Raw genomic sequence first — 11,851 nt, 5'->3', positions numbered from 1 at the left:
GGTACAGGGATCGAACCTATGACCCTCGGCTTGTAAGGCCGACGCTCTCCCAGCTGAGCTAACCGCCCCGTCCCGTCCAACGAGAAACAGTCTTTATAGAGCCACATGCCCGCTGTCAAAGACTTTTTTCAAAAAAAACGAAAAAAGTTGAAATTGTCTTGAAGACGGTCCGGACAGAAGGGGAGGGGAGCAAATAGCCGAATAAAAAAAAGGGCCGTCCGAGATGGACAACCCTTGTGATCTTCTACAGGCAGTCTCTTAACCGCAGGAAGTGCAGGAAGAGCAGCCGGAAGCAGAAGCCTTGAGCCCCGATTTGATATTGAAGCCCATGTGCGGGTGGAATTCCACGGAAATGGGCTTCGATTCTTCCATCAGAGCGGTTTCAACCAGGAATTTGTATCCGTCAATTTCGTGTACTACGTCGTTGTCTTTTTGCTCATCCAGAGCAAGCGCCAGGCGAGGCCCGCCTCAGCCGGCAGCCATGTAGACCCGGATCGGGGACACTTCTTTGCCGGCGAAGTGCATATCGAGCTGCTCTTTGGCAGCCTTTGTAAGTTCGAACATGGAATCCTCCTTTGATGTGGGAATGACCGAAGTAGTTATTGATTTTATCGATGTCAATCTCCGGGACCGCGCGATTTTTGTGATGGCTGCTCGTAAAATCCCGAAAAACGCCGTCAGCCGTGAACATCGTCATCCCGGAAAAAGATGCTTGTGTCTTACACTCAAGAAAGTTTAACGTGTCTTTATCCCCGATCACCAGAACCCCGGCCCGGAAATGAGCTCGCATAAAGCCCGCATCCTGCTTGTCGACGACGAAGCGACTCTGCTTGAGTTGCTCGGAGATTTTTTGCGTGAGCAAGGTCATGAGGTCATCCTGGCGGACACTGGCGCCAAGGCCCTTGACCTTTACAATTCGGAACTGCCGGATCTCGTGCTTCTGGATCTGAAGCTGCCGGATCTGTCCGGGCTGGACGTGCTCAGGCATATCTCCTCCCGGGATGACGAAACGGGCCTTATCGTCATTTCCGGAGTCGGTTCCACGGACGATGCCATCGAAGCCTTGCGCCGGGGCGCGTGGGATTTTCTGGTCAAACCCTTCCTCAATCTGGAATTCGTGCTGCATTCCGTAAACAAGAGCCTGGAAAAAGTGCATCTCAAACGGGAAAACAGGCTTTATCGCGAACACCTTGAAGAAGAGGTGGAGCGCCGCACCACCGAATTGCGGCAGGAGATCATCACTCGTAAACGCATCGAGGAGGATCTGCGCCGCAGCGAGACGCGCTACAAGGAGCTCAGCCTTACCGATGAACTGACAGGGCTCTACAACGCGCGCCATTTCTTCCGTCAGGTCCAGGCCGAGGTGGAGCGGGCCATGCGCTACAACAGCCCGTTGTCCCTGTGCGTCCTCGATATCGACAATTTCAAGCTGTATAACGACGCCTACGGCCATCTGAACGGCGACGCCGTGCTGTCGGAACTGGGGCGGGTCATCCAGAAGCTCGTCCGCGATTCGGACTCGGCCTACCGCTACGGGGGCGAGGAGTTCATCATCGTCCTGCCCGAAACCGCCCGCGAAGAGGCGGCCCGCGTGGCGGAACGCATTCGGACCAGCTTCTTCGCACACGCCTTCTACCCCAGAAACGGGGAAGGCATCCATGTTTCGATCAGCCTCGGCGTGACCAGCTACATCCCTGGGGAATCCGTTTCGGATCTCGTCGACCGGGCCGATCAGAACATGTACGCAGCCAAGAAGTGCGGAAAAAACACCACCATCTGCAGGTGATGCGAAATAGCTCCCACAAGACCGTAAAAGCCTTCCCCGAGCTTGCCCTTCAGGAAGTCATGTCGGCAACGCCTTCACTACCTGCTCATAACCAATCTATTCATCCCTCGCCATTCATCAAGGCCGTCAGACGACAATAGCCGCACTCTCCGGCAGACGTCGGGTATCCGCAGGTCGTGCAGGGCTGGATGTCAACGCTTGTTTCGCCTCGCGGTGCAAAACCTTGGCGGCCGTCCTTGAGAAACCCGTCATAAAAGCGGATCTTGCGACCCGGCTGGATGTCTTCCAGATCGGCAAGCAGGTTCTTGTAAATGGGAAAGCTGGCCTTGGAACTGTAGGGACATGGGGCGTATCCGTAGTCGATACCAGCCAGAAAGCAGAGATTCGCGGTTTCGAACTCGGTCAGGCGGAAAAGCGGCTTGACCTTTTTGGCGAAACCCTTCTCGGCAGGCATGACCGGTCCCTGATCGCTCAGAAATTCCACATCCCAGCGCATGACATTGGCGAATAGCCGGGAAGTCTCGTCGTCGAGATTGTGTCCCGTGGCCAGCACCGTGAATCCGTTCTCCTGGGCGAACTTGTTGAACAGGTAGCGCTTGGTCTGTCCGCATACGGAACAAATTGGGCGTTTGACCCGGCGTTTGACGTCGCACATGGCCAGTCCCAGCTTGGCAGTCTCGATGACGTGCAGGGGAATTTCGCTTAGCGTGCAGAAACGTTCCGCGTAGCCCCGCGCGATGGGTGATGATTCGGGAATTCCAAGATCGATGTGCAGGCCTTCGATGTTGTAGCCGAGATCCTTCAGTTGCCAGGCCAGGGCCAGGGAGTCCTTGCCGCCGGAAATGGCGATGAGGATGCGGTCGTCGAAAGTGAACATCGCGTGTTCCTTGATGGCCCGTTCCACCAGCCTGCGGGCGAAGACAAGGAAGCAGTCCTTGCAGAAAGCGGTATGGTGGCTGGGTAGGGCGACCACGGCTGGAATTTGACAGCGTCTGCACTTCATGCGGCTACCCCTTTGACCCGACGTCGCGCACGATGACGTGATCGCCGTATTTGAGATTCAGATCCGGAGTCAGAAGGCCACCGTCGCGGATGACGAGAGCCCGTCCGGGCTTGCGTCCGAGTTTTTGCAAGAGTTGCATGACAGTGGCGGCGCGGTCGATGGTCAGTTCCCGGTTTTCGGGTTCAAGGCGGATAGTTATCATAAGATTTCAAGTGTTAGGTTGCAGGTTTAGTGTTGTCGGCCTCAAAGGGACGTGTTCGGGAGTTTGCTCCTAAGTCGACGAGGACTCGAGATCAAGGCTTTTCGGATCCGTCCTGTCGGGTTTGTTCGAGTCATCGGTTATCAGCACGAGAAATCCATCCTCGTCCAGCCGGCCCGTATCCCGGGTGACGAACCAGCGGATGCCGTCCTCTACGATGATGGCTTTTTCGGTCAGATCTTCTCGGCCCAGATATCCCTGCATGACCTGGGTCCCGCCGATGAGGATGCGGCCGATCTCCCCGTGAGGCAGGTCCGTCAGGGTCTGCGGGTGCACGATGCGCAGGGCGGAGCCGGGCAGGGGCAGTCCCACGGTTCCGGGTTTGCGACCCTGCTGCACGCTCAGGTCCAGGGGATTGAGCACGTCGGGGGCATTGACGGTGGCCACGGGCGTGGTCTCGGTGGTGCCGTAGCCATCATGGACGATGAGCCCGAATTTGTGACGGAAGGCCTGCACGCATTGGTCGCAAAGAACCAGCCCGCCCGACAGAACGGAGCGCAGGGACGCGAACATGAGCGGATGCAGGGCGGGACTTGCGACATATGCTTCCAGCATCGCGGGATCGGCGCAGAGCATGGTCGCCTCGAAATCGACGCACAGGCGCCCCATCTTGCGGGCCTCGAAGGGGTCATGGGCACAGACCATGGGCACGGATTCGAGCAGCGGCAGGAACATGGTCATGGTCAGTCCGAGAGCGTCGTGCAGAGGCAGCGCGGTGAGCAGCACGTCGTCGCCCCGGGGCGGAAAGAGAGAGGCGATCTGCCTAGCATTGGTGATGATGCTGGAGTGTCCAAGGCGCACGCCAACGGGAGTGGGCTCGTGCCTGGGCACAAAGATGATGGCCGCCGTTGCCTCCGGCTCGACGCGCAGTGGCAGGATGAAGCGCAGCAGGGCCACCGGCAGCAGGCGGATCAGGGCTCGCATCGGAGCTGTGCCGCGCAGGGATGTCCGGCTGTCTTCCAGGAACATGAAACGCGGTTCATCGTGAAGCGCGGCACATCCCCGGCTGCGCAATCGTTCAATGTGCTCGCGGGTGCTGAGTACCGTCTGGATTCCGGCCTGATGCAGGCAGCTCGCAAAGTCCTCGGCAGACAAGCCCGGATCGAGGTTGACCGTCGTTTTGCCGGCCATGAGCACGGCCAAGTTCGCCGTCGCACCCCTGACTCCGGGCGGCAGCAGGATACCCACCGCCTTCTCGGGCAGGTTCTTGAGCTTGCGGGAAATGTACAGAGCGGAAACAAAAAGCTCTTCGCCGGTGGCCTGGGCTCCGCTGGAATCGGCCACGGCAAGCCTGGCCGGAGCGCGTTTGACTGCGCGCAGCCACCTTTCCGTGAAGGAGGTCTGGGTGCGTGCAAACTCCTGCCAGGCCAGGATGGACTGACGGTGCACGGCGTCCTTGACTTCCTGTGGTGTGGCTGAGGCAGGCAGGGCAGGGCCGAAGCACAGATTGACGTCACGCGCCAGAACGCCATTGGTGTTGCGGCGGAAATGCCTGCTCACGGCGGACCACCTGCTGCCCCACAGACCGCGCAGGTAGAAGGGCACGATGACGCAATCGCTCTGGACCGCCGGAATGCAGTAGCCGCGCCTGAAGGCCCCGAGCTGACCGTTGCGGCTGATGGCGCCCTCGGGAAAAAGCACCACGCATTCCCCGGCCTTGAGGTTCTCGGTGATCTTGCGCAAGGCCGAGCTGCTGGCGGCGGAAGAAATGGGGATAACGCGGTACAGGTCCAGGAACCAGCGCAGGTACCAGCGGCTGTAATAATGACGTGACATGACAAAGCGCACGGGCCGTGGCACGGCCAGATGCAGCACGGCCCAGTCGATCCAGCTGGTGTGGTTGCCAAGAAGCAGCACTCCGCCCTGGGAAGGGATGTTGCCAAGGCCGCTCACGGCCAGCCGGTAGCGCTGCGCAAAGACGATACGCAGCAGAAAGCGCATGAAGGCCTGGGGCAGCTTGCGCAGGGTGTGCATCGAGCCCAGGCCCATGATCGCGGCCAGGCTCAGGATGATCGGCACGCTTGAAAGCCCGGTCAGGGACGCCAGCACCGTCACGCACAAAAAGAACAGCATGAACACGTTCTGCAGAAAATTGTTTCCGGCCAGGATGGTGCCCAGGTCCGAATCCTTGGCGTTGAACTGAATGAGCGCGTTGAGCGGCACCACGTAGAGGCCGCCGAAAAAACCGTACACGGCCAGCAGGCAGCCCAGGGCCACAATGTTGTCCATGCCGGGGATGATGGCCAGACAGATGGTCATGCCCAGGGCGGCCAGGGGAATGATTCCGGTTTCGATGTAAGTCCGGGACAGTCTTCCGGCCGTGATGGAACCGACGATGATGCCAACGCCGCCGATGGCCAGCAAGCCTTGGGCGACAACGGTGGAGGTCACGCCGGCGAAATCCTTGAGGTGTGCGCCGAAGGCGGCGAAAAGTACCTGATTGACGGCCCAAAAGAGCGACAGGCCGAGTACGCACAGCCAGATGGTTTCATGGCCGTGAATGTTCTTCAAGTTGTTCTTTAAGTACGTCCCGCGGACATATGTCCTGAAATCCAGGCGAAGGGAGGCGTCACCCGGCTTGTACTGCGGGATGCGCAGGGCCATGAGGGTCTGCGCCACGGCCCCCGCGATGAGCAGCAGACCGCTGGGGGCGATGGCTTGCAGGATGCCTTCCTTGGTCGTCGCGTTGCCGATGAGTGATTCGAAAAGCAGGGAGAAGAGCACGCCGCCAAGGAGAATGGCGACAATGGTCACGGCCTGGACCACGCCGTTGGCCATGCCGAGGTTGTCCTTGCCAGCCATTTCCTTGATGTAGCCGTATTTGGCCGGGGAATAGAAAGCAGACTGGGCGGCCAGGATCAGGGTCAGGACAAAGGCCGCTTCAAACCAGCCCAGCAGATAACTGCCGTAAATGAGCACGGTCAGGGGGATGGCCAGGCCAGCAGTCCAGCGCATGACCCGGTGTTTGGAAAAACGGTCGGCCAGAAAACCGGCAGGGGTGAAGAACATGATGAAGGGCAAAAGGATGCAGGCGTTGACCAAGGCTGTCAGCGCAATCTGCGTGGACCCGTCGTAGCATTTGAAGACCGTGTTCTGGATGATGATCTTGTGCCCCAGATCGAGCATGGCATTGATCAGAACGACCAGAAGGTAGGGCATGAACCCCCGGATTCCAAGGAGACGCCGGTGGCTATTTTCTCTGGCTGCCATGGGTCACAGCCCCAGCATGCGCAGGCAGGAGGCGGTGACCAGCGCGGGCGTATCGGCATTCAGTGCAAGCTTTTTGTAACGGTGCAGAACAAGGGGCTGCATGATGGCGCCCATGAGCAGTCCCGCATGCAGGTCGGCATCGCAGGGGGGAATGTCGCCAGCTCCCACCGCCTGGCCGACGAAACGTTCGGCCATGGCCATGGGCTCGGTCTCGCGGCTCAGGAGTTTGTCCTCGGGAAAGCCATGCTGGGTCAGCAGGATGAAGGCGAACTGGTCGGCATTATATATGTAATAGTCGTATATGGTCTGGATCGCGAGCCCAAGCCGCAGATCGAACTGCATGCGTTCGTCGAAGAGAACTTCGGAGACCAGATGGGTGAACTGGTCCAGTTCGCGGTTGAAGAGCTTCCAGGCCATCTCTTCCTTGCCGGAATAGTAGCGGTACAGGGCGCCCTCGGTGACTCCTGCCTCGCCCGCGATGTCTTTAATGGTGGTTCGGGCCAGCCCTTTGGTGGCAAAGAGGCGGATGGCGGATTCTTCTATGGTCTCGCGCTTCATGACTGGTCGTGACATGGGTGGTTCTCCTTACTTATGTGAGTATGTATTTACTTACTTTTGTGCACAGGTCAAGAAAAAGGGCGTGCTCAAAAAGAACACGCCCGGGAGGGAGGTATAGCCAGGGCCTGGGGTTAGTTATGGCGTCCGGCTATCAGGTCTTGAATGACGGAAGGATCGGCCAGGGTCGAAGTGTCGCCGAAGTCTTCCAGAGCCGTGGAACCCGTGGTGATCTTGCGCAGCACGCGGCGCATGATCTTTCCGCTGCGGGTCTTGGGCAGCCCCACGGTGAACTGGATGACTTCGGGAGAGGCAAGCGGCCCGATCTCCTTGCGCACGTGGTTGCGCAGGGCCTTGATGAGTTCGTCGGACTCGTCCGCGTCGGCGCGCAGGGTTACATAGGCATAGATGGCCTGTCCCTTGATCTCGTGAGGCATGCCAACCACGGCGGCCTCGGCCACCGCCGGATGGGAGACCAGGGCGGACTCGATCTCGGCCGTACCCAGACGGTGCCCGGAAACGTTGATGACGTCGTCGAGGCGGCCCATGATCCAGAAATAGCCGTCCTCGTCCTGGCGGGCGCCGTCACCGGCCTCGTAGCGGCCCGGAAAGCGGTCGAAATACTGCTGCTTGAAGCGTTCGGGATCGCCGAACACCCCGCGCAACATGCCCGGCCAGGGGCGCTCTATGACCAGGTGCCCGCCTTCGTTGGCAGCGGTCGGATTGCCTTCGGCATCCACGATGCGGGCGTGCACGCCTGGCAGGGGGCGGGTGGCGGAACCGGGTTTCAAAGGCGTGGCGAAGGGCAGGGCGGAGATGAGGATGCCGCCTGTTTCCGTCTGCCACCAGGTGTCGACCACGGGCAGCTTGGATTTGCCGATGTTCTCATGGTACCACATCCAGGCCTCGGGGTTGATGGGCTCGCCGACGCTGCCCAGCACCCGCAGCGAGGAGAGGTCGTTCTTCGTGGTCCATTCCGATCCGTCACGCATGAGCGCCCGGATGGCCGTGGGGGCCGTGTAGAAGGAGGTGATCCTGAATTTCTCGACCAGATGCCAGAAGCGCGACGGATCGGGATAGGACGGCACGCCTTCGAACATGACCGAGGTCACGCCCAGCGCCAGGGGGCCATACACGATGTAGGTATGCCCGGTGATCCAGCCGATGTCCGCCGTGCAGAAATGAATGTCGTCGTCATGCAGGTTGAAGACCAACTGCGTCGAGTGGGCCGCGTAGGTCAGATAGCCGCCCGTGGTGTGCATGACGCCTTTGGGCTTGCCAGTGGAGCCGCTGGTGTAGAGAATGAAGAGCAGGTCTTCGGAGTCCATGGGTTCGCATGGGCAGGTCGGGGCGATATTCGGATCGGCCACCACGTCGTGCCACCAGAGATCCCGGCCCTCGACCATGTTGATGTCGATGCCGGCCCTTTTTAAGACAATGCAACTGGTCACGGTGGGGCAGTCGACCAGGGCGTCGTCGACATTGCCCTTCAGGGGAATCTTCTTTCCGGCGCGAAGCACGGCGTCGGCGGTGACCAGCACCTTGGCATCGCAATCCTGGATGCGGTTCATGAGGCTCGCGGCCGAGAACCCCGCAAAGACGATGGAGTGGGTGGCGCCGATGCGCGTGCAGGCCAGCATGGCTACGGCCAGCTCCGGAACCATGGGCATGTAGAGGGCCACGCGGTCGCCGCGTCCGACTCCGAGTTTTTTGAGGATGTTGGCGAAGCGGATGACGTCGCCAAGGAGCTCGCGGTAGGAAATGTGACGGACATCTTCCTCGGGCTCGCCCTGCCAGATGATGGCGGTCTTTTCGCCCAGGCCGTTCTCGACGTGCCGGTCGAGGCAGTTGTAGCTGACGTTGAGTTGGCCGTTCACGAACCAGTTGATTTTGGGGATGTTCAAATCACAGTCCATGACCTTGTCCCAAGGCTTGCTCCAGCTGAGCAGCTCCTTGGCGCGGTCGGCCCAGTAGCCCTCGGGGTCCTGATCGGCGCGGCGATAGTGCTCCTCGTATGTCGCCATGTCGGGAATATGGGCGCGCTTGGCGGCGGGCGGGGTAAAGAGGCGCTGTTCGTGCTGCAGGCTCTGGATATTGTCAGGTGTCATGGTGGTTCCTCCTTTGCTGTTGGATAGGCGGTGTCCTTGAAGGACTTGATCTGGCAATAGGATGTAGAAGAAATGAATTTTGTTTTCCCCCCTTTTCTGGTAAATGGTTGATATTGGCGGTTAACGGAAACGCCACCACCTTCATGTCGGTAAACGGAGCTTTTCGGACGATGAGCGTCAAACACCTGGATCTGTTGTTCAAGCCCAATTCCCTGGCCATCATCGGTGCTTCCCGCGATCCGAATTCAGTCAGCGCGATCCTGATGCGAAACCTCATGTCCGGCAAGTTCCTCGGACCAGTGCTGCCTGTTTCCGGAGCTCAGGAGGCCATTTTCGGCGTCCTGTCCTATGTGGACGTGGCTTCACTGCCGCTGACCCCGGACATGGCCATCATCTGTTCCCCCGCGCAAGAGATACCCGATCGTCTTGTTGAGCTGGCCGATAACGGCACCCATGTAGCCGTGATCATGGACCCTGGTTATGCCTTGCTCGAAGCCAAAGAGCGAGCCCAAATGGACGAAAAGATCCGCAAGGTGCTGCGCGAGAAAGACCTTCGCGTGCTCGGGCCGGGCAGTCTGGGCATGATCGTCCCTGCGAGCGGGGTCAATGCGAGTCTGTCCCGGGTGGGAGCCAAGGAAGGCCGCATCGCCTTCGTGACCCAGTCCGACAGTCTTTTCGAATCGGTTCTGGACTGGGCCAAGACCAACAACGTCGGCTTTTCCCACTGCATCTCCCTGGGCCGCCAGCTGGACGTGGATTTCAGCAGCGTGCTCGACTATCTGGGTTCCGATCCGGCCACCAAGGCCATCCTTTTATATGTTGAAAACATCCAGGACGCGCGACGCTTCATGTCCGCGACCCGCGCCAGCGCACGCAACAAGCCCATCCTGGTCATCCGGCCGCGCCGTCTGCCCTGCGATCTGCGCGACGCCGCCAGCGAGCTTACGGAGATGGATCAGGACCAGATCTACGACGCCGCCTTCCGCCGCGCCGGCATGGTTCGCGTGGATGACATCGACTCCCTGTTCGAGGGCGCGCGCACCCTGGCCAACTACAAGCCACTGCGCGGCAACGGTCTGGCCATCATGACCAACGGCCAGAGCATCGGGCTGCTGGCCGCCGACACCCTGATCAACGGCGGGGGAGAGCTGGCCGCCATCACCGAGGAGACCCAGCTCAAGCTGGAGGAGATCCTGGGCCAGGAGCGCTGCTCGGACAATCCCGTGACCCTGCCCTACAACGCCACTCCCGATACCTATGCCCGGGTCCTCAGCGTTCTGGTCCGGGCGACGGATGTGGGCTGCGTGCTCATTCTGCATGTCCCGTTTCAGGGTACGTCAAGCCTCGAAATCGCCCAGGCCGTGACCCAGGTCGCCAAGACCAGCCGCTGCCTGGTGCTCGCCAACTGGCTGGGCGAAGAGACGGTGCGCGACACCAAGGACGTCTTCGAGGAAGCGTCCATTCCGGTCTTTGACCGTCCGGGCAAGGCCATCATGGCCTACCTGCACATGCTGCGTTACAAGCGCACGCAAAAAATCCTGATGCAGACCCCGGATTCGTTGCCTGCGGACTTTTTCCCGGACACGGAACACGCCCTGAAGATCATCAAGGACGCCCTCGAAGAAGGCCGCAACCATCTCACCGAGGACGAATCGCGCCAGGTTCTGGCGGCATACGGCGTGCCGGTGGTCGAGACCAAGATCTGCAAGTCGGCCATGCAGGCCGTGGAGGCGGCATCCGAGATCGGCTTTCCGGTGGCGCTCAAGATCCGCTCGCCCCAGATCAGCCAGCCCTTCGACATCGGCGGCATCGCCCTCGACCTGACCACTCCGGATCTGGTTTTCGAAGCGGCGGCCAACATGTCCGCGCGCGTCCATGCCCAGGTTCCCAACGCCTACATCGAGGGCTTCACCGTCCAGAAGATGGGGCGCAGACCCGGGGCGCACGAGCTGTTCATTTCCGTCTTCACGGACAAGATCTTCGGACCGGTGCTGCGCTTCGGTCACGGCGGCGTTTCCGCGCCGGTCATCAACGACCACTCCGTGACCCTGCCGCCCCTGAACATGGGACTGGCCAAGGAGCTCATCTCCCGCACCCGCATCTACAAGCTTCTGCAGGGCTCCCGGCGGCAGGCCGCGGCAGACATCGACGACATCTGCCTGGCCCTGATCCAGATCAGCCAGATGGTCATCGACCTGCCCCAGATCGTGACTCTCGAAATGAACCCGATCTTTGCCGACGATCTTGGAGTGCTGGCCCTCGGAGCCCGCATCTGGATTCAGCCCGCGCTGGTCTCGGGCCCAGAGAGGCTCGCTATCCGCCCGTATCCCCGCGAGCTTGAAGAGTGCGTGCGCCTCAAGAACGGCGAGCAGATCCTGCTGCGACCCATCCGCCCCGAGGACGCCCAGGCCCACCTCGACTTCATACACAAGCTGCCCGAGGAAGACCTGCGCCTGCGTTTTTTTGGTCTGGTCCAGAATTTTGTCCTGAGCGACATGCCAAAGTTCACCCAGATCGACTACGACCGTGAGATGGCCTTCATCGCTACGCAGAATGTCGATGGAGAGCCACGGACGCTTGGCGTGGTGCGCACGTCCACCAAGCCGGATAATTCGGCCGCCGAATTCGCCATAATCATCAGCGCGGACATGAAGGGAACGGGCCTTGGCTCCGTGCTGTTCGAAAAGATGATCCGCTATTGCAAGGGGCGGGGAACCCGCTACCTCGAAGGCCAGACCATGCCGCGCAACAAGGGCATGATCGGCCTTGCCAAGCGGTTTGGCCTGAAAGTGTCCCACAACTACGAGGAAGAGCTGGTCGAAATGCGCCTGCCTCTCTGGGAGTGGGAGCCCGACCGCTGATTTTCCGTTTTTTTTCAGTACCCCGAGACATCTGGATAATCCAATCGATTTCCGTTAAAAGATTACTTC

The 11,851-nt window shown here is 60.1% G+C and carries 7 protein-coding genes and 1 tRNA gene; 2 read left to right on the top strand and 6 right to left on the bottom strand.

Annotated elements, in window-relative coordinates; translation table 11 throughout:
* Positions 1-64 (bottom strand) — tRNA-Val (locus tag CVU60_16405).
* 714 nt (positions 65-778) lie between these two features.
* On the opposite strand from CVU60_16405, the gene CVU60_16400 reads away from it, so the two are divergent.
* The gene (locus CVU60_16400) at positions 779-1,786 is read left to right on the top strand and encodes a hypothetical protein (protein PKN40414.1); all 1,008 of its coding nucleotides are present in this window, start codon (positions 779-781) and stop codon (positions 1,784-1,786) included.
* Positions 1,787-1,886: 100 nt separating this feature from the next.
* Here CVU60_16400 and CVU60_16395 read toward each other — a convergent pair whose 3' ends face one another.
* The 5 genes from CVU60_16395 to acs all read right to left on the bottom strand — a co-directional run bounded on the left by CVU60_16395 (position 1,887) and on the right by acs (position 8,921).
* Positions 1,887-2,789, bottom strand: a complete 903-nt coding sequence (locus CVU60_16395) for a tRNA(Ile)-lysidine synthetase (protein ID PKN40413.1) — start codon at positions 2,787-2,789, stop codon at positions 1,887-1,889.
* Between the two features lie 4 nt (positions 2,790-2,793).
* Positions 2,794-2,991: a hypothetical protein gene (locus CVU60_16390; protein PKN40412.1), complete on the bottom strand. Its 198-nt coding sequence runs from the start codon at positions 2,989-2,991 to the stop codon at positions 2,794-2,796.
* 69 nt (positions 2,992-3,060) lie between these two features.
* Positions 3,061-6,258, bottom strand: a complete 3,198-nt coding sequence (locus CVU60_16385; protein PKN40411.1) for an acyl-[ACP]--phospholipid O-acyltransferase — start codon at positions 6,256-6,258, stop codon at positions 3,061-3,063.
* Positions 6,259-6,261: 3 nt separating this feature from the next.
* Positions 6,262-6,831, bottom strand: coding sequence for a hypothetical protein (locus tag CVU60_16380; protein ID PKN40410.1), 570 nt, complete (start codon positions 6,829-6,831; stop codon positions 6,262-6,264).
* Positions 6,832-6,947: 116 nt separating this feature from the next.
* Positions 6,948-8,921, bottom strand: a complete 1,974-nt coding sequence (acs, locus tag CVU60_16375) for an acetate--CoA ligase (GenBank protein PKN40409.1) — start codon at positions 8,919-8,921, stop codon at positions 6,948-6,950.
* A gap of 170 nt (positions 8,922-9,091) precedes the next feature.
* Between acs and CVU60_16370 the strand changes: the two genes are divergently transcribed.
* On the top strand, positions 9,092-11,782 hold the full coding sequence (locus CVU60_16370; GenBank protein PKN40408.1) for a GNAT family N-acetyltransferase: 2,691 nt from the start codon (positions 9,092-9,094) through the stop codon (positions 11,780-11,782).
* Positions 11,783-11,851: the final 69 nt, after the last annotated feature.

It is taken from the genome of Deltaproteobacteria bacterium HGW-Deltaproteobacteria-18, from assembly GCA_002841885.1.
Classification (GTDB): domain Bacteria; phylum Desulfobacterota; class Desulfovibrionia; order Desulfovibrionales; family Desulfomicrobiaceae; genus Desulfomicrobium.
This window is presented reverse-complemented; position numbering and strand designations above follow the sequence as displayed.